The sequence below is a fragment of the Aurantimicrobium minutum genome, assembly GCF_029894165.1.
GTDB lineage: Bacteria > Actinomycetota > Actinomycetes > Actinomycetales > Microbacteriaceae > Aurantimicrobium > Aurantimicrobium minutum_A.
In genome coordinates, this window is record NZ_JARXXU010000001.1 from 1145218 (window position 1) to 1164308 (window position 19091).

18 protein-coding genes and 1 tRNA gene are annotated in these 19091 nt (G+C 50.9%); 16 read left to right on the top strand and 3 right to left on the bottom strand.

All coding sequences use genetic code 11. The features are described from left to right. Positions 1 to 37 precede the first annotated feature (37 nt). Entirely contained in the window at positions 38 to 937 is a 900-nt protein-coding gene (locus M2119_RS05815; RefSeq protein ID WP_280803996.1) for an alpha/beta fold hydrolase, read from the top strand. Then, positions 934 to 2019: a glycosyltransferase family 4 protein gene (locus M2119_RS05820; RefSeq protein WP_280803997.1), complete on the top strand. Its 1086-nt coding sequence runs from the start codon at positions 934 to 936 to the stop codon at positions 2017 to 2019. Before M2119_RS05815 ends, M2119_RS05820 begins: the two co-directional genes overlap by 4 nt. Here M2119_RS05820 and M2119_RS05825 read toward each other — a convergent pair. Then, complete coding sequence (locus M2119_RS05825) at positions 1984 to 2850, bottom strand: Sir2 family NAD-dependent protein deacetylase (protein WP_280803998.1); 867 nt, start codon at positions 2848 to 2850, stop codon at positions 1984 to 1986. The two genes, M2119_RS05820 and M2119_RS05825, sit on opposite strands and share 36 nt — an antisense overlap. A gap of 61 nt (positions 2851 to 2911) precedes the next feature. Between M2119_RS05825 and M2119_RS05830 the strand changes: the two genes are divergently transcribed. The 4 genes from M2119_RS05830 (at position 2912) to M2119_RS05845 (ending at position 7321) form a co-directional block, all read left to right on the top strand. Beyond that, entirely contained in the window at positions 2912 to 3718 is an 807-nt protein-coding gene (locus M2119_RS05830; RefSeq protein ID WP_280803999.1) for a TrmH family RNA methyltransferase, read from the top strand. 200 nt (positions 3719 to 3918) lie between these two features. Then, positions 3919 to 4959 carry a D-alanyl-D-alanine carboxypeptidase family protein gene (locus tag M2119_RS05835; protein ID WP_280804000.1) on the top strand — a complete coding sequence of 347 codons (1041 nt, stop codon included), beginning with the start codon at positions 3919 to 3921 and terminating at the stop codon, positions 4957 to 4959. A 21-nt stretch (positions 4960 to 4980) separates the two neighbouring features. Then, positions 4981 to 6774, top strand: a complete 1794-nt coding sequence (locus M2119_RS05840; RefSeq protein ID WP_280804001.1) for a DEAD/DEAH box helicase — start codon at positions 4981 to 4983, stop codon at positions 6772 to 6774. 85 nt (positions 6775 to 6859) lie between these two features. Beyond that, entirely contained in the window at positions 6860 to 7321 is a 462-nt protein-coding gene (locus tag M2119_RS05845; protein ID WP_280804002.1) for a hypothetical protein, read from the top strand. Positions 7322 to 7374: 53 nt separating this feature from the next. Here M2119_RS05845 and M2119_RS05850 read toward each other — a convergent pair. Beyond that, positions 7375 to 7457, bottom strand: a tRNA-Leu gene (locus M2119_RS05850). 105 nt (positions 7458 to 7562) lie between these two features. On the opposite strand from M2119_RS05850, the gene M2119_RS05855 reads away from it, so the two are divergent. After that, positions 7563 to 8387 carry an undecaprenyl-diphosphate phosphatase gene (locus M2119_RS05855; protein WP_280804465.1) on the top strand — a complete coding sequence of 275 codons (825 nt, stop codon included), beginning with the start codon at positions 7563 to 7565 and terminating at the stop codon, positions 8385 to 8387. On the opposite strand, the gene M2119_RS05860 is transcribed toward M2119_RS05855, so the two are convergent. Beyond that, on the bottom strand, positions 8384 to 9307 hold the full coding sequence (locus M2119_RS05860) for a proteasome assembly chaperone family protein (protein ID WP_432418516.1): 924 nt from the start codon (positions 9305 to 9307) through the stop codon (positions 8384 to 8386). The genes M2119_RS05855 and M2119_RS05860 overlap by 4 nt on opposite strands. Positions 9308 to 9371: 64 nt before the next feature. On the opposite strand from M2119_RS05860, the gene M2119_RS05865 reads away from it, so the two are divergent. The 9 genes from M2119_RS05865 to lnt all read left to right on the top strand — a co-directional run bounded on the left by M2119_RS05865 (position 9372) and on the right by lnt (position 19059). Continuing rightward, on the top strand, positions 9372 to 10061 hold the full coding sequence (locus tag M2119_RS05865) for an HAD family hydrolase (RefSeq protein ID WP_280804003.1): 690 nt from the start codon (positions 9372 to 9374) through the stop codon (positions 10059 to 10061). A 23-nt stretch (positions 10062 to 10084) separates the two neighbouring features. Then, complete coding sequence (locus M2119_RS05870; protein ID WP_280804004.1) at positions 10085 to 11053, top strand: tRNA (adenine-N1)-methyltransferase; 969 nt, start codon at positions 10085 to 10087, stop codon at positions 11051 to 11053. Between the two features lie 83 nt (positions 11054 to 11136). After that, entirely contained in the window at positions 11137 to 12081 is a 945-nt protein-coding gene (locus tag M2119_RS05875) for an FKBP-type peptidyl-prolyl cis-trans isomerase (RefSeq protein ID WP_280804005.1), read from the top strand. A gap of 5 nt (positions 12082 to 12086) precedes the next feature. After that, the gene (locus M2119_RS05880) at positions 12087 to 13088 is read left to right on the top strand and encodes a helix-turn-helix transcriptional regulator (RefSeq protein WP_280804006.1); all 1002 of its coding nucleotides are present in this window, start codon (positions 12087 to 12089) and stop codon (positions 13086 to 13088) included. Continuing rightward, positions 13085 to 14059, top strand: coding sequence for a helix-turn-helix transcriptional regulator (locus M2119_RS05885; protein ID WP_280804007.1), 975 nt, complete (start codon positions 13085 to 13087; stop codon positions 14057 to 14059). Before M2119_RS05880 ends, M2119_RS05885 begins: the two co-directional genes overlap by 4 nt. 36 nt (positions 14060 to 14095) lie before the next feature. Continuing rightward, on the top strand, positions 14096 to 14299 hold the full coding sequence (tatA, locus tag M2119_RS05890) for a Sec-independent protein translocase subunit TatA (RefSeq protein ID WP_280804008.1): 204 nt from the start codon (positions 14096 to 14098) through the stop codon (positions 14297 to 14299). A gap of 46 nt (positions 14300 to 14345) precedes the next feature. Next, positions 14346 to 15128 carry a twin-arginine translocase subunit TatC gene (tatC, locus tag M2119_RS05895; RefSeq protein WP_280804009.1) on the top strand — a complete coding sequence of 261 codons (783 nt, stop codon included), beginning with the start codon at positions 14346 to 14348 and terminating at the stop codon, positions 15126 to 15128. Positions 15129 to 15130: 2 nt separating this feature from the next. Next, the gene (locus M2119_RS05900) at positions 15131 to 17575 is read left to right on the top strand and encodes a DEAD/DEAH box helicase (RefSeq protein WP_280804010.1); all 2445 of its coding nucleotides are present in this window, start codon (positions 15131 to 15133) and stop codon (positions 17573 to 17575) included. Next, positions 17575 to 19059 (top strand): apolipoprotein N-acyltransferase, encoded by a 1485-nt coding sequence (lnt, locus tag M2119_RS05905; RefSeq protein ID WP_280804011.1) that lies wholly within the window; start codon positions 17575 to 17577, stop codon positions 19057 to 19059. The genes M2119_RS05900 and lnt overlap by 1 nt, the downstream gene beginning before the upstream one ends. Positions 19060 to 19091: the final 32 nt, after the last annotated feature.

The following is a 19091-nucleotide window of genomic DNA, read 5'->3' on the forward strand; positions in this document are numbered from 1 at the left end:
AAGGTTGAAATAGCACGGTGCGCCTACACTTGAGGCAATGCCTGCTGTATCTCCCTTTGCTGCCACACTCGCTTCTATTCCCACCGCCGAAGCGTCCGTTGTGGTGAACGGCATCACAACCCAGTACTGGGAATATGGTCCAGCTACAGCACCTCTCCAGCTGGTGATGATTCATGGATTTCGAGGAGATCATCACGGTTTAGAGCCGATCGTTGCGGAGCTGGGGCCAGAAGTTCACGTGATCATTCCTGATCTGCCAGGTTTTGGTTCCTCGCAAGCACTCCCTTCGCCTGCGGATATCAACGCATATGCAGCGTGGCTGACCGGATTTCTTTCGGTAGTTCCCGGGGGAGAGCAAGCTGTTGTCCTTGGCCATTCTTTTGGTTCGATTGTGGTTGGCGCAGCGGCAGCCTCAGACTTAGTCAATCAACGCATCATTTTGATTAATCCCATCGCAGCTAATGCACTCACAGGTCCTCGTGGTGTGATGACTCGCTTAGCCGTCCTGTATTACAAAATCGCTGCAGCCCTTCCTGAAAAAGCAGGATTTTCTTTACTGAAAAACAGACACATTGTGCGCATTATGAGTAACACTATGGCTAAAACTCATGATCCCAACCTGCGCGAATGGATTCATGAACAGCACGATGCGTATTTCAGTGTTTTCGAATCCCGGGACTCCGTATTGGAAGCCTTCGAAACATCCGTCTCAAACGACGTCAGCCAATTTGCTCGCCGAATTCATCAGGATGTGTTGATGCTTGTGGCAGATCGTGACGATATCACTGCACTCCCTGAACAATATGAGCTTGCTGCTCGTATCCCTGGAGCCAGAATGGAAGTAGTCGCCGGTGTGGGCCACCTCGTTCACTACGAAGCCCCGGACTTTGCTGCGAAGCACATCCGAGAATTCTTGGGCATAGGTCGATCTTCATGAAGATTTTTTTCGACTGCAGATACGTCCGCACGGATCACCATGACGGTATTTCTCGTTTCAGTGCTCGTTTGGTGGAGGAGTTAGCTCCCCTTGCTCAGCAGGACGGCCACTCTTTAACCATGCTCATTAGTGATGAGCGTCAACTCTCACTTCTTCCACCCCTGGCCTGGGAAAAAGTATCTGGACCTACGAGTGGCCGTGAACCCTTCGTGGCTCGTCAGATCAACACCTTTTCGCCAGATATTGTTTTCAGCCCTATGCAGACCATCGGTGCTCGCGGAAAAAAGTATCCCCTCGTTCTCACCGTTCACGACCTCATCTATTACGCTCATCCCACACCACCTCGCCAGTTCAATTGGGCTGTTCGTGCGTTATGGCGGTTGTATCACACGGCATGGTGGCCACAAAGAATGCTTTTAGGACGCAGCAATGCCGTCGTAGCTGTCTCTGAGACAACAAAAAAGCTCATCGCTCAACACAAGCTGACGACAAAACCTGTGTATGTGGTTCCTAACGCTGCAGATTCTGCAGATTCCAATCACTCCACAGCCTCTGCTTCACACCGCGACAAATCCATCATCTACATGGGGTCTTTCATGCCCTACAAGAATGTGGAAACACTTGTTCGCGCCGTGGCGCTTTTGCCTGAATTCACCCTGCACCTCCTCAGTCGCATTTCTGACACAGACCAACGTCGCCTGAGCGCACTCGCGCCCTCAGCGCAGATTAACTTCCACAACGGCATCAGTGATGAAGAGTACTTTGAACTCCTCGGCCAGGCCACAGCACTTGTGACAGCTTCACGGGATGAAGGTTTCGGTATCCCGCTCGTGGAGGCAATGAGTGTGGGAACCCCTATTGTTGTCTCAGATATCGCAATATTTCATGAGATTGGTTCAACCGCAGCGTTATATGCGCCCTCGGATTCACCGGAAGAATTCGCCGAGCATATTCGCGCTCTCACGGATCCACAGTTGTGGCGCGAACGTTCTCAAGCCTGTCTTCGCCAGTCAGCACAGTTCAGCTGGAAAAACTCTGCGCAGAAACTACTCGATGTCCTCGTAGAGGTTGCTCGCGCCTAGTTTCGTTGCGAGCTCGCTCAGCACATCACTCGTGCCGTTTTCAATCTTGATAGTGGCTTTCTTGTCGCCTTTCGTTTCACCACGGTTCACGATGATGACGGGCATACGTTTGCGACGCGCCTGCTCCAATAGACGTAGTCCTGAGTTGACGGCGAGCGACGAGCCGGCAATGAGAAGAACATCAGCTCTTTTCACCAAGCTTGCTGCGGCGCCGAATATTTTCAGTGGGACGAACTCCCCAAAAAATACAACATCAGGTTTGAGAATTCCACTACACACCGTGCACTGGGGAATCACAACGTTGTCAAAATCTGTGACGTTCACGTCCCCATCCGGTGCCAACACAATGTTTCGCAGTTCGTCTAGCCAAGGATTGAGTGAACTCAGTGTTGTTTCGATGCCGGAGCGGTCGAATTGTTGACCACAATCCAGGCAAATGACGCGATCTAGACTGCCATGAAGATCAACAACGTGTGCGCTTCCAGCGCGGCGGTGAAGACCATCTACGTTTTGGCTGATGACTCCTTCAATAATGCCGGCTTGTTCCATAGCGGCCAATGCAAGGTGACCCTGGTTGGGCTCTGCCTCAGAGAAGTGCTTCCACCCCACGTGTGCACCAGCCCAGTAGCGCTGACGTGAACGGGGCGAGCTGAGGAAGTCCGAGATATTCATTGGAGTGCGTTTGGACGCACCTTTACCTCGATAGTCTGGGATTCCTGAGTCAGTAGAGACACCCGCACCCGTCAAAACCGCCACTCTTCGGCCAGCAATGAGCTCAACGAGAGAGTCAATACCCTCAACATGAGTACCCTGGGTCAAAATTGCGGCCATGGCCGCAAGCCTAAGACACCCGCGTTTCATTCATGTTTCGTCTTACTGGCAGACTGAACGCATGGCTTCCATCGTTCACATCGCTGATCTCGAACACGAGGGGCTGCAGGACTATGTCGGGTTGACGGACGTTGCACTGCGGAAAAATACTGAGCAGAGCAATGGTCTGTACATTGCAGAATCAAGCAAAGTTATCGAGCGTGCACTCCACGCAGGTCACCGCCCACGTTCTGTACTGCTGCAAGAACAGTGGTTGTCAGCTATTGAACCGCTTCTGAGCGATTTCCCTGAATGTACTGTTTTTGTTGGGTCGTCAGAGCTCATCGAGCAGATTACTGGTTTTGACGTTCATCGCGGGGCACTTGCATCGATGGAACGGCCAACTCTTCCTAATCCCGCTGATCTACTCGCTGCTGCGACTCGGGTAGTAGTTCTCGAAGACATCGTTGACCACACTAATGTGGGTGCAATTTTTCGTGCAGTTGCCGGCTTAGGCGCTGATGCCGTTTTCGTCACACCTCGGTGTGCTGATCCTTTGTATCGCCGCTCTGTTCGCGTTTCAATGGGAACTGTCCTTCAGGTGCCGTGGACGAGACTTCCGGAATGGACAGATGCGCGTGAGTTACTGCATGACGCTGGTTTTCATATTGCTGCTCTCGCCCTTGCGGAAGATGCTGTCACCTTAAGAAGTTTCGTGCTCAACCCGCCACACAAGGTTGCATTGGTTTTAGGGTCTGAGGGTGATGGTTTATCTCGTCAAGCTCTGGAGGTAGCGGACACCGTTGTGACTATTCCGATGCTGCACGGCGTAGATTCACTCAATGTGGCTTCGGCGAGCGCCGTCGCGTTATACGCACTGAACTCCTAGTCTTCAGTAAAGTTCTGGAGGTGCCTTCTCCTGCTGTATATCGTCGTCGCCGACAAGTGTTCTTTGGTGCTCTTTCGCTGCTTATAGGTTTTAGTGCCTTTCTCCTGATCGTAGCTCTGGCCCCGTTACCACCAGCGCTTGTGACCCTTTCTGTGCCCTCAACTATTTCTCAAGCACCTTCAAGCGTTGTATTGCCGCCTGTGGGCACTACTCAGGTTGTTGCGGATGGATTTGGTGTTATTGCTGAGTTCGGGCCTCTGGAAAAGCGCCCCATAGCCAGCATCACGAAGACAATTACCGCACTCGTCGTCCTCGATGCGAAGCCGTTGAGCGACGCAGAAGATGATGGTCCTTCTATCACTTTCACGGAAACGGACGTGGAAATCCTCCGCGAAACGAAAGCTATGTTGGGTTCATATGAAGAGCTCAGTGCTGGTCTCACTCTGAGCGAAAAGCAGGCGATGACGGTCATGATGCTGTCCAGTGCCAATAACTATGCAACAAGCTTGGCCGTGTGGGCGTATGGTTCGATGGATACATACCTTGCAGCGGCGCACGAATGGCTTGATGCCCATGGATTAACGGGGACGAGCGTCTCTGATGCAAGTGGACTCGACGATGGTTCAGCAAGCACGCCGTCAGATCTCGTCACCATTGGTCAGTTGGCCATGGAAAATCCTGCACTTGCCTCCATTGTTGGTACTGTTTCCGCCGAGATTCCAGGGGTAGGGCTCGTTCGCAATGGCAACAAGTTGCTGGGTACACATGGTGTCGATGGCATTAAAACAGGAACCACGCTTGCTGCTGGTGCGTGTCTGTTGTATTCCTCACATTTCGCAGTTGGTGATCACGTTATCCATGTCACAGGAACCACTCTTGGAGAAGACACTCATGCACAGTTGCGTGAAGATGTAGGGGCAATGCTCGACAGCATCCAGCAGAATTTCCACGAAGTTCCCGTACTTACTCAAGGCTCTGAGGTGGGGACCTTCACCACAGCGTGGGGCGAAACGGGAACACTGCTCGCCGCAGATTCACTGACCGAGCTTGTGTGGGCGGATACACCCATATCCGTTTCTTCAGAGTTGAATACTTTCTCCGGGGGAGAGTCGGGGAGCGCACAAGGCTTACTGACCATTTCATCAGGTGTCTCTTCACGGAGTGTTTCGGTTCTTCTGGGAACCTCAATTCATGACCCTGGTCTGAGTTGGCGCCTGTCACACCTGGGCGAACTGTTCTGATCTGTTTAGGATGGACACATCATGACGGCTGAATCGACTCACATTGGTTCCTTCGCCGCAGAACATCTCTCACCTGCGTATCCTTCCCGTGCACCTTGGGGAACAGCAGAAAACCTTCGTGCGTGGCAAACGGAAGCACTGGACGCATATTTCCTTCATCAGCCGCGAGATTTCCTTGCCGCCGCTACCCCGGGTGCCGGTAAAACTACGTTCGCACTCCGCCTCGCAACAGAATTACTGCGGCGTCGAGAAATTGACCGCATCACCGTAGTCACCCCCACAGAGCACCTCAAATCTCAGTGGGCTGAAGCTGCGCACAAGGTTGGCATTAAACTCGATCCGCATTTCACCAACGCGCATAAGCGCCACAGTAAGCAGTTTCATGGCGTTGCCGTGACGTATGCGCAGATTGCCATGAAAGCTCATGTTCACAAGGAGCTGACCGAATCTGGCAGAACTCTCGTGATTCTTGATGAAGTCCATCATGGTGGGGATGCACTGAGCTGGGGCGATGCCATCAGAGAAGCATTTGACCGCGCCACCAGACGCCTTTCCCTGACTGGTACCCCCTTCCGCAGCGATACCGCCCCGATCCCATTTGTGAGTTATCTTCCTGATCGGGATGGTGTCCTCGTCTCGCAAACTGATTATGACTATGGATATGGACGTGCACTCAGCGATGGTGTTGTTCGGCCTGTGATGTTTATGGTCTACGCCGGTTCTATGCGGTGGCGCACCAGGGCTGGTGAGGAGATGGAAGCTCGCCTGGGGCAGGACAACACGAAAGACGTCACTACGCAGGCATGGCGTGCTGCACTCGCACCTACAGGGGAGTGGATACCTCAGGTTCTACAAGCGGCGAATACACGTTTATCGGAAGTTCGGAACAATATTCCTGATGCTGCGGGTCTCATCATTGCCACTGATCAGGATGACGCCCGCGAGTATGCAAAAATTCTCCGCACCATCACCGGTGAAGAACCCACTGTTGTTGTGAGTGACGAGTCTGGTGGTAGTCAGAAAATTGACGATTTCTCTGCAGGAAGTTCTCGGTGGATGGTCGCCGTGCGTATGGTGTCGGAAGGCGTTGATGTTCCTCGATTAGCCGTCGGTGTCTATGCCACCAGCGCAGCAACACCTTTGTATTTTGCGCAAGCTATCGGTCGTTTTGTTCGTGCACGTCGTCGTGGTGAGACGGCAACAGTTTTTCTGCCAAATGTTCCTAGCTTGATGCAACTTGCAGAAGAACTCGAAATCCAACGTGATCATGCACTCGAACGTCGACTGAAACCTGGAGAAGATCCCGAGTATCCGGAAGCTTCAGAATTTGATCAAGCTCAACGCGAAGAATCAGCCTCTGATGAGCTGGGGGACGAGCTCAACGAGTTCGCAATATTAGGTTCAGATGCCAGTTTCGAGAGGGTGATGTATCAAGGAGAAGAATTTGGTGGTTATGCAGAGCCCGGCAGTCCGGAAGAATTTGATTTCCTAGGCATCCCAGGGATTCTCGAACCAGAGCAAATTTCAGAGCTTCTGCTTCAACGCCAACGCCGCCAGGCTCAGCGAGGAGCTCAACGCTCCTCAGATGTTGCGACTGCTCGAAACATCCCCTTGCATCGCAATCTTAAAGAACAACGCGCACTGCTGAATTCCCTCGTAGCTCTTTGGAGCAAACAAACGAACACCCCCCATGGAATCGTTCATACGGATCTTCGGCAAAGTTGCGGCGGTCCTGCCGTCGCGCAGGCGACCGTGGCGCAACTTCAAGCACGAATCGACCTCATGCGTCGACGCATTTACAGTCCACGTTCCTAACTAGATATAGAACTACTTTCTCAACACGCCACAACATCAAGTAGTTATCGAATGTTTTTCCCTTTCCCGGAGGTACTATTTCTGCATGTCTTGTATTCGATTTAACACTCCTGCACAACGTGCACAGCTCGATCGTTTGCGTGCAGATAAGCAATTAGCAGATACTGCAGTTGCTCAATTCCTCGGCCCTGAGTTTGGTGAAACGAAAATTAACCGCCTCAGGATTATGGCTGAAGATAAGAACCCCAAAATCCGTGAAAGCGTGGCGTTGAGTTACCACGTACCTGAAGAAGTGATGTGGGCATTAGCAAAAGACAAGAACGAAGGTGTTCGAATTTGTGTTGCCCGTAATGAGACCACTCCGTGTGACATCTTGAGATACCTCGCGTCCGATAAGAGTGAACAGGTGCGCAGTTGGGTCGCCGTAAATTTCTTCGTCCCGCAAGACACTATGGAAGCGCTTGCAGGAGATCAGAGTGAATCCGTGCGGAAGCTAGTGGCGTGGAAAGCTGATCTCGCTGAACAAGAGCTCGTTTCTCAGCATTAGGCAGTGTTATAACGCAAGAAATCCCCGACCATTCAACCGGGGATTTCTTATTGTGCGCGAAGGGGGACTTGAACCCCCACGTCCTTACGGACACTAGCACCTCAAGCTAGCGCGTCTGCCATTCCGCCACCCGCGCAGGTGTTGGTGTTTAACCACCGAATGACAACATTAGCACGAAGAAATATGCTCAATGTTCACGTCGCTGCGTCGAATGGACTTTGCCCCCGATAGTCTCGCCGGTATGGGTTTCTTTGAGGCGATATTTCTAGGCTTTATTCAGGGCCTGACAGAATTCATTCCGGTTTCTAGTTCAGCTCATTTACGAATTGTTGGTGAATTACTGCCGAGCGCTGTTGACCCTGGCGCAACTTTTACAGCCATTACCCAACTTGGAACTGAAGCAGCCGTCGTTGTGTACTTTTGGCGGGATTTGGTACGTATCGTGAAACAGTGGTTGTTCTCACTCGTGCGCAAGGTTCCACGCAATGACCCTGATGCTCGCATGGGCTGGCTCATCATCGTAGGTTCCATCCCCATCATTGTTCTAGGGCTTGTTTTTCAAGATCAGATTGAAACTACTTTGCGGTCACTGTGGATTGTGGCAACAATGCTCATTGTTTTTGGAATTTTGCTCGGAATCGCAGATGTTGTGGGGAAGAAAACAAAAAACCTCCAGCAGCTCACGGTCGGGAGAGGAATCATCTTTGGTTTCGCCCAAGCTCTTGCTCTCATTCCGGGCGTGTCCCGCTCTGGGGGAACGATTACAGCCGGTTTATTTATGGGCTTCAACCGTAGTTCTGCCGCTCGATACTCTTTCCTTTTGGCGTTACCTGCTGTCTTTGGAAGCGGCCTGTACCAACTAGTTAAGAGCTTTAATGAGCCTCAAGTATTCACGGGTATTGAAACATTAGCTGCCACCGTTGTTGCATTCATCGTAGGGATCGGTGTGATCGCATTCCTTATGAACTGGTTAGGAAAGCACAGTTTCTGGCCATTTGTTATCTACCGCATCGCGCTGGGGAGCACCCTCTTGGTGCTGCTTGGTGCAGGAGTTCTCCAAGGCTAAGGACCAGGAGGATTTTCTGGCGTACCGTCTAAAGGCTTATCTGTAGACCTCAGGAATCTTTCGAACTCTTGGGCTAGCGATTCACCTGACGCCTCGGGGGAGTCGACCATATCTCGAGCTTGTTCAAGCTGCGCAATATAGGCGGACATGTCTTCGTCTTCGGACGCAAGCTTGTTGATGTTTTCTTCCCAGGTTGCTGCCTCTTCGACAAGTTCACCGCGGGGAATCACGACATCGACAATTTCTTCGAGTTTGTCGATGAGAGCCAATGTTGCTTTGGGGCTTGGTCCCTGGTGAACGTAGTGGGGGACAGAAGCCCATATAGCGAGGGTGGGAATGTCTGCCTCTTCGGCAGCAGCGGCAATGACGCTCAGAATTCCAACGGGTCCTTCATAGGTGCTGCGTTCAACCTCAAGGGAGTGTCTCACCCCAGCATTTTCACTAGACACAAAGGTAGAGATTGGACGGGTATGTGGAACATCAGCGAGCATGGAGCCCAAGAGAACAATCGCCGAAATATCAGCGGCAAGTGCGACATCTAAGATTTCGTTTGTGAATGTCAACCAGTTCCTGCTGGGTTCGACTCCTTGGAGCAAATATATATTTCCAGCGTTTGCGCCGGTGACATCGAGGAGAGCATCTTCAGCAATGGAAGGAACAACATCAGCGGGGACCATGGGAGCATACAAAATCGATGTAGGCCAGGTCAGAGCGCGATTTCCATCATCATCGAAACCGATGGTCGGACGGTTGAATTGAAAGTCGTAATATGTTTCTGGATCGACGGTGTGTAGAGGGAAAACATCCAGCTGCTCTTGAAGAGTTCGCACGGCAGAGCTAGCAGCTTCACCCGCGTCATTCCAACCTTCAAAGGCAACGACAAGCAGCCGCCCCCGGAATGGATTGTGTGTTTCGCTCACTGCAGTGAACCCCGTTCTTTTCATCTCCAGAATACCGGGCTCATTGGACAAGTAGTCTTGAGATGTGAACACATCTGAATTTTCTGTTGAACTCCCAGAAGCCGTGCTCTGGGATATGGATGGAACAATCATCGATTCAGAGGAATACTGGATTCTTGCTGAAACAGAGCTTGTAGAACTGTTTGGTGGTTCTTGGAGCCATGAAGATGGTCTCAAGCTAGTTGGAAATGGACTTCCATTCACTGCTAAGCAACTTCAAGAAAGTGGCGTCACACTCAGCATTGATGAGATTATCCAAGCTCTGACAAGTCGTGTTCTTGAACTGTTAGACGAAGCAGTGCCCTGGCGTCCGGGTGCGGTTGAGCTCATGCATCAGATACAGTCACTGGGGATCCCGCAAGCGTTGGTCACGATGTCCATACAACGGATGGCGCGGACAGTAGCTGGATACATCCCCAACGCCCCGCTGGGAATTGTTATTGCCGGTGATGATGTGATGGAGCCTAAGCCTGCTCCAGAGGCCTATCTGCTAGCTGCCGAAAAGCTAGGGGTGGACATCACTCACTGCGTAGCAATCGAGGATTCACCCGCCGGATGTCGATCTGCAATTTCAGCAGGAGCGGTGACCCTTGGTGTGACTCACCTTGTGAGTTTAGATTCTGTGCCCACTACTCACACACTTCCCACCCTGGTTGGTGTCACCGCTTCAGATGTACTCGACCTCTTTGCCGCAACCGAGAAAGCTTCACGATGACTCATCACGAGACGCCCCGCTACATGCCTGGTCCATTTCGTGCAGGAGACAGATGTCAGCTGACCGATCCCAAGGGAAAAATCAACACGGTCTCACTCAAGCATGGAGATGAGTTTCATACTCACCGTGGTGTCGTTAAGCACGACGACATTATCGGCCTTCCAGATACCTCCGTTGTCCTCAATACTTCGGGGGTTGAATACCTCGTCATGCGTCCCCTTCTCATCGACTTTGTAATGTCGATGCCCCGTGGTGCAGCCATTATTTATCCCAAAGAAGCTCAGGCAATCTTGGGGCAAGCAGATATTTTCCCTGGTGCACGCGTTGTGGAAGCAGGGGTTGGCTCAGGAGCACTTTCGCTCTGGCTGCTGCGTGCTATCGGACCAACCGGATTTCTGTACTCTTTTGAACGACGAGAAGAATTTGCCGACATTGCCCGTGCAAACGTGTCCACATTCCACGGATACACACCTGAAAACTGGTCAGTTACAGTAGGTGATCTTCAAGATGCACTCCCCAAGACAGTCGCAGCTGGCCAAGCCGATCGCGTGGTTTTAGACATGCTCGCACCCTGGGAATGTGTGGAGATGGCAGCTGACGCACTGGTCCCGGGCGGAGTTGTTCTCATGTACGTCGCCACCGTGACTCAACTCTCACGTGTCGTGGAAGCTTTACGTGAATCAGGCCAATTCAGTCACCCACAATCAAGTGAAACCATAGTTCGTGGTTGGCACGTAGAAGGTCTGGCAGTTCGCCCAGAACATCGAATGATTGGCCACACGGCATTCCTTGTCTCTGCAAGGAAATTAGCTCCCGGAACTGTTCTGCCCGATCTCAAGCGACGTGCTTCGAAGAGCGACTTCAGTGCTGAAGACCTGGAAGCTTGGACTCCGGGAGTGCTGGGTGGGAGAGAAATTAGCGCGAAGAGTTTACGTAAACGCGTGAAGAATGCCACTGAAAGTGCTGAACTTTCTCAGGCAGCAGACAGCTAGTCTCCGCTTTTTCACAGGTTAATCACTTTATGCTGGACTCGTTCATAACAACCCGTGATGAACTTCATTTTTTGCGAGGAATTGTGCGTCGTACTATCGGAATTATTGCTGGAGTAGCTCTCATTGCTGGTCTCACAGCATGTTCGTCAGGCTCTGCAGCGGATCAATGCACGTCCCTCGCGAGTGAAGGATCGGCGGTGCAGTCCGTCAAGGTCACGGGAGAGTTTGGTGAAAAGCCAACTGCAGACTTCACAGCACCCTTATCGGCTGAGTCCACCGAACGCATGATCCTTTCTAAGGGTGACGGAAACCTTGCCGTCCCCAATGGAACTATTCAGGCGGACTTTACTTTTTACAACGGCACAACAGGTGAACAGTTAGGCCAAACCGCCTATGACGGTTCAACACTCAATCCCTTGCCGCTCAATGACGACAATATGATTCACGGAATGGTTGCAGCCTTTCAATGTGCACCGGTAGGGAGCCAAATCGTCGCAGTTATGGCGCCCAATGATTTGCTCGATCCCTCCGGCAACCCTATTGCCGGTCTTGATGGAAAAACCTCTATCGTGATCGTTGCCGATTTGGTTTCCGCCAGTATTTCTCGCGCTAACGGTAAAGATCAGACTGCTCCTGATGGGCTCCCCAAGGTTGTCCTCGATCCTAATGGGGTTCCCGGGATTACTATCCCATCTACAGATGCCCCCAAGGACTTGAAAGTAGCTGTACTCAAGAAAGGCGACGGAGCTGTTGTCACGGCTGACTCTACGGTAACCGTGCACTACACAGGCGTGACATGGATAGACGGCAAGGTATTCGATTCCAGCTGGGCCAAAAACACACCACTGACTCTTCAACTCTCAAACTTTGTTCCTGGATTCCAACAGGCACTTGAAGGACAGACCGTTGGATCTCAGATTCTTGCGGTTATTCCTCCCGATCTTGCTTATGGCGAAAACGGTCAAGGGACCATTCCTGGTGGAGCGACATTAGTCTTTGTTGTTGACATTCTGGCGACGACTCCCTAACAGATATGTCACGCGCGGGAGCATCTCAAGTCAAGAAAGAAGACAGACTTTTTAGTCTGATTCTTGCCCTTGTGTCTTCCCGCGAAGGACTTACGAAGTCCGACATTCTTCAGACAGTTCGCGGCTACAGCGATGTGTACGACTTCAACGTTAATTCGGCGCTCGACAAAATGTTTGAACGCGACAAGTCAGAACTTCGTTCCATGGGAGTCGTTATCGATACTCTCGAGCTTGCTGAGGAAGAAGGCGAAACACACAACATTCGCTATTCCATTTCTCGAAATAATTATGACTTGCCTGACACGATTCGGTTCACCCCCGAGGAACTTACCCTCCTCAATGTTGCGGCAACGGCATGGCAAGAGGCATCTTTGTCCGCAGACTCTCGTCACGCGCTAACGAAGATTAAATCCTTGGGGATTTCTGCAAACGATCCACTCATTGGTGTTGCACCGCATATCCGTACCGATGATGTAGCTTTTGAAGTTATTGAGGATGCTCTTCAAAATGAGCTCATTCTGAGATTCAGCTATCTCAAACCGGGACAGTCACAACCGCAGACCCGAACTGCCGCTCCGCTGGCCATGTTGAATTGGCGGGGTCAATGGTATGTGCTCGCTCATGACCTCGATGCAGATGCACAACGAACATTCTTACTTCGTCGAATCGTTTCAGCTCCACAGCGCATTCCACAACGGACGTTTCCTCGGATTCCTGCTTCATATGCCCAGCAGCTTGAACAGGAACTTGTAGAGCGTTCTTTGGCCAATAAGGCGACGATAACCGTCATTTCAGGGTCGGATGCTGAAGTCAGACTTTCCTCACTGCTAGATGTCAGCATTTCCGGAACAAAATTGACATTTGGATATTCAGATCTTGAATTGCTTGCCGAAGAACTTGCTTCGTATGGTGACGAAGTAAACATCGCGTCACCCGAAGAATTGAAAGTAGCTGTCCAGCGTCGTTTCCAGGCCGTTCTCCTGGCACATTCGGAGAGTGGACTATGAGCGTTTCACGGCCGCGTTTAGAAGCTGCGGATCGCGTCACGCTTCTCATGTCTTTTGTTCCTTATCTTTTAGATCAGGGACCCGTCAGCGTTGACCAGATAGCTGAACACTTTGACATTTCCACCACTGAAGTTTCAGGACTCGTTCAACTCCTTGCCCTTTCAGGTTTGCCCGGTGGTGACGGTCTGTATCAACATCAGGACCTCTTTGATATCAATTGGGACCTTTTTGAAGAAGAGCAGATTGTTGAACTCTGGAATCACGTAGCTGTGGACGCAACTCCCAAGTTTTCATCTCGTGAGGCTGCTGCACTTGTTGCAGGCCTGCAGTACATCTCAGGCATCATTCCAGATTCCGACAAGTCCGTACTTCAGGCGTTACTCGCCAAGATCGCAGAGGGTGCTTCCGCTCACCCAGAAAACATTTTAATTTCGGCCGCACCTGTCCCCGTTGATTTAGAAATTATTCGTGATGCAGTTCGCACTGACAAAAGCATTACGTTCAGTTATCTCAATAGCCGAAGTGAGCGTCTAGACCGTGCCGTAGATCCGATCCGTCTCGATCTTGTTGGTCAGACGTGGTATTTACGTGGATGGTGTCACGCGCGTTCAGCACTGAGAACCTTTCGTCTTGACCGAATGAATAACCTCGCCTTATCCGGTGAACCACGTGTCTCTACTCTCACCGACGCGGATTTACCTGCTGAGTTGTTTGATGTTTCAGCAACAGATATTGAAGTGATTTTCCTCGTCAATAAGAAAGCATTGCCTTTTCTTTCCCCCTATAAACCACGAGTAGTTGCCTCTGTCAGTGATGACGAAGTCACAGTTGCAGTTGGTTTTGCAGATATGGGGGCTGTTCCTAGATTTGTGATGCAACTCCCAGGTGCCATCACCGTTCAATCACCTCCAGAGGCGAGAGAGCTGGTTATTTCCTGGGCGAAACGCTCACAGAGAACCGATACCCCGTAAACTAGAACAACACCTCGCAACTCAAAGGAAGACACGATGCTAGGAAATCTCTCCGGATGGCACTTGCTCATCATCATCGCCATTGTTCTGTTGCTTTTTGGTGCACCCAAGCTTCCTGGTCTAGCACGTTCTCTTGGTCAGTCCATGCGTATCTTCAAGTCTGAAGTGAAGCAGATGAAGGATGACGAGAAGCCTGCAGACACCGCATCTGAATCAAGCGACTCGTCCAAGTCCGCTTAATACGTTCGTGGCGGCCCGTCAGCGTCGTACGAACGACAAAGGAAGAATGTCCCTGGGTGGACATCTAGTTGAGTTGCGAAAAAGGCTCTATTTAGCTGCCGTATTCATCGTCGCCGGTGCAGTTGTCGGTTGGTTTCTGTCTGACTACATTCTGGATCAACTTCGAGAACCTGTTTTTATGGTGGGAGTCGACCAATCACGTGTTGCGACGCTCAACTACGACAGCATCACCGGAGCCTTTGATCTCAAACTCCAGATAGCTTTGACCGTGGGGCTAATAATCTCGAGCCCCTTCTGGCTTTACCAAATATGGGCCTTTTTTATGCCCGGCCTCACGAAGAAAGAATCAAAGTACACACTTGGATTTTTCTTCAGTGCAATACCCCTATTTATAGCTGGCTGTGCTGCAGGATGGTATGTCTACCCCCACATTGTGGTCCTGATGACCAGTTTTGCGCCGAGTGAAGACGCAACCATCCTGACGGCTAAGGGATATTTCGATTTTGTCCTCAAACTCGTCATTGTTGTGGGCATAGCATTCGTTTTGCCTGTGTTTCTCGTGTTATTCAACTTCGCTGGAATAATTAGCGCCAAGAGCATCCTGAAGTCCTGGCGGATAGCTGTTTTGCTTATTGCTCTATTCACAGCAATTGCTACTCCTGCCGCTGACATACTTTCGATGTTCCTCTTGGCTATTCCGATGGTTTTGTTATATTTCATGGCCGCAGGAATAGCCTGGCTTCACGATCGCCGCCTGGCAAAGAAAAGAGCCATTATGGAAACCGATCTTCCGAGCCAGCTCCCACCCACAGAAAAGCTGTCAGCCTAGTTGTGGCTGAGCTTTCTGCAGCTGAGCGTTTTGCGCAGGCGCAAGTTCGCAACAAAACACCATTAGTTAATGCGTTTCGGGAGAAGCGACCCTTTGATCTTGACCCCTTCCAAATAGCGGCCGCCAATGTGTTGGAAGCGGGAAATAGTGTTCTTGTAGCGGCTCCTACGGGTGCTGGTAAAACAGTGGTCGCTGAATTTGCCGTGTACCTCGCTATGAACAGCACCAGTGACAAGGTTTTTTACACAACTCCCATGAAGGCACTATCGAATCAAAAATACAACGAGTTTGTAGCGGAGTGGGGTGCTGAAAACGTCGGTATCTTGACCGGGGACACCAACGTCAATTCCAGCGCTCGAATCGTGGTGATGACCACGGAAGTTTTGCGAAACATGCTTTATGCAGATAGTGACCTTCTGACCAATCTCCGGTTTGTCGTGATGGATGAAGTTCACTATCTCGCAGATAGATTCCGGGGTGCTGTCTGGGAAGAAGTGATCATTCACCTGCCTGAGTATGTGCGCCTTGTTGGTTTAAGTGCGACCGTTTCGAACGCGGAAGAATTCGGTGATTGGCTCCAAGCAGTTCGCGGAAATACTGACATCATCGTCTCTGAGGACAGGCCTGTTCCACTCGACCAGCATGTATTAGTCGGAAATAAATTTATTGATCTCTTCGATTCAGCAGGTGCTGCAGCTACACATCGAGTGAATCCGGAACTCATCAAGCTTGCACATTCCACTCAACGCGCTCCACATATCCGCGGAGGAGGACGAAATTCACATCGTGGCGGAAAACAAAACCGTCACAATTTCTCACAGAATGCTCCGATTCAGGGTCGTATGGATCGTGCGGACATTATTGAAATGTTGGGGGAGAAGAACCTCCTTCCCGCCATTTCCTTCATTTTCAGCCGTGCTGGTTGCGATCAAGCAGTGTCTCAGGTGCTTCGCTCAGGCGTGAAACTTACAACAAAAGAGGAACGCGAAGAAATCCGGGACATCGTCGAAGAGCGTTGTCGCTCCATTGCAGACGAAGACCTCGGTGTTCTGGGCTATTGGCAATGGCTCGAAGGTTTGGAACTTGGTGTTGCCGCACACCATGCCGGTCTCCTTCCCGCCTTCAAAGAAGTTGTCGAAGAGCTGTTTCAGAAGAAACTCGTCAAAGTAGTTTTTGCCACAGAAACTCTCGCGCTGGGCATCAATATGCCGGCTAGAACGGTCGTACTTGAGAAGCTTGAAAAGTTCAACGGAGAAGCTCGTCTTCCTCTGACCCCCGGTGAGTACACTCAGCTCACCGGTCGTGCTGGACGTCGCGGTATCGATGTGGAAGGTCACTCCCTCATTCAGTGGTCACAGACCCTTGACCCACAAACGGTGGCCAATCTCGCAAGTCGTCGGACGTATCCCCTGAACTCTAGTTTTCGCCCAACTTACAACATGGCAATCAACCTGATTGAGCAGTTTGGTCGCTCTCGAACCCGAGATATTTTGGAGAGCAGTTTCGCTCAATTTCAAGCTGACCGTGCTGTTGTTGATCTCGCAACCAAGGTGAAGCAGCACGAGACCACTCTTGAAGGCTATGCAGAACCTATGCGTTGTCATCTCGGGGATTTTGCCGAATATGCAGCCCTTCGCAGGCAGCTCACAGATCTTGAAAAGCAAACGGAAGCCGGCTCTCGTGCGGCAAAGGAGAAACGCAGTACCCAACTGAATTCCTTGCGTAAAGACATGAAGTCACATTCGTGTCATCACTGTCCCGATAGAGAGCAACATGCTCGTTGGGCCGAACGGTGGTGGCGCCTCAAGCGAGATATTGACAAATTAGTTCAACAAATCAATACCCGCACGGGAGCAGTGGCACGCATATTTGATCGAGTGTGCTATGTTTTGGTTGACATGGATTACCTCATGAAGGATCCCCAAGGCACAGAATTTTCTCTTACTCCCAAGGGTGAATCTCTGGGAAAAATATACGGCGAGCGTGACCTTCTCATCGCAGAGAGTATTCGCCTCAAACTTTGGGAAGCGCTCGATGCACCCGGACTTGCGGCCATGGCGTGTGCAATTGTTTTCGAACCTCGACGTGAGGAAGGAATCATCAACGAACGATATCTGCCACGGGGCACCTTTATCGATGCACTTCATCAAACCCAAGAACTCTGGTCTGATCTAGAGGAACTTGAAAATTTCCATAAACTGCCCGGGACCAACCCCGTCTCAACTGGGCTCTGTTTAGCAATGCACAAATGGGCGAAGGGTTCTCGTTTAGATGATGTCCTTTTCGACGCAGATATGCCTGCTGGTGACTTTGTGAGATGGGCTAAACAAACTATCGATCTACTTGATCAACTTTCTCAAGTAACCAGTGGTCAGCTTCAGAAAACAGCTCGTCTTGCTTTGGATCAAGTTCGACGCGGCATCGTTGCATACTCCACGGTGGGCTAATGAGAAAACTCAATCTCTGGCTTGCACTGGCAGTGGCAACACTCTCAGGTTTTGTCTTGCAGAGTGCCTTTCCTGCCCTCGGAATATGGCCCTTGTCCATTCTGGGTGTTTTCCTTGTGCTGTGGACGTTGCTGGGACGTAAGTTTTGGATGAGTGTGTTGTTAGGCACGATCGCCGGAGCGAGTTTCTGGCTTTCCCTCATTAACTGGCTGACCTTATATCTTGGACCTGTTCCCTGGTTGGCACTCGCTCTCTTACAAGCAATTTTTTTTGGATTCGGTGCAGGCCTCATCTCTCTAGTTCTCAATCGAGGTCCACAGCGGTGGCCGTCACGATGGGGCCGTGTCGGTCTTGTCAGCATCGTGATCGCTGGTCTCTGGGTACTTCGTGAGGGTGTAACCAGTGTGTGGCCCTACGGTGGTTTTTCCTGGGGAAAGATAGCGCAGGCTCAATCTCAGAGTTTTTATGCCCATGATGTGGCTTGGGTAGGTACGGCAGGGCTGAGCTTTCTTGTCGTGCTTGTAGCCACCTTAGTTTTTCAAGTACTTCGCGAGCGTTCGATCAAACTTCTGTTGATTCCAGCTCTTCTCATGGTGGTGATGATTGTTTTTCCCACCTTTGCCATTACCGAAATCGGATATTCCAGAATTCTTGCTGTTCAAGGCAATTCCAAAGCTGGTCTCTTTGATGAACACTACCCCGGTGAAATTTTCCAAGATCACGTCTCCGGTACCCTTCCTTTTGCCGGTGAAGATATCGACATGGTGGTGTGGCCTGAAAATGCTACAGATATTTCACCTGACAAGTCCGCGCTTATCTCTCAGACACTGACCGCAGTTTCCAACCGAATGGATGCCCCTCTCGTTACAGGGGTCATCACTTCGAACGACAAGGACGAAAATTTCAATTCCTCCATCGTCTGGACTGATTCTGTGCAATCTCAATACGACAAAATCCACCCTGTTCCTTTTGCTGAATACATGCCTGATAGGCCATTCTGGAGAACATTCCAGCCGGAACTTGTTGATTTAGTCACGCGAGATTATTCCTTCGGTACACGCCCAAATGTTGTCGACATCGGAGGAACTGTGGCCGGTATTTCAATTTGCTTCGACATCACAGATGATCAACAGGCCTATGACATGATCGCGGGGGGTGCCGAGGTTATTCTGGCCCAGACAAATAATGCGGACTTTGGAAAAACATCGGAAAATCTTCAGCAATTGGCTATAGCTCGATTAAGAGCTATAGAGACGGGTCGTTCAGTCGTGAACATTTCCACGGTCGGAACTTCCGCCATCATTTCACCGACGGGGGAGACGATGGATAGTATCCCTGCCTATGAACCAGGTGCCATGTTAGACAACGTCCCGCTCAGTACGACGATGACACCAGCAATGTCTTTCGGTAGAACAATCGAGTGGTTACTTTCGATGGTTGGTCTCGTCGGCTTGGCGCTGTGTCTGCTGCCGCGCAGACCCTAGAATTGGAGTCTGAGAGCTTGACGAGACTGGAG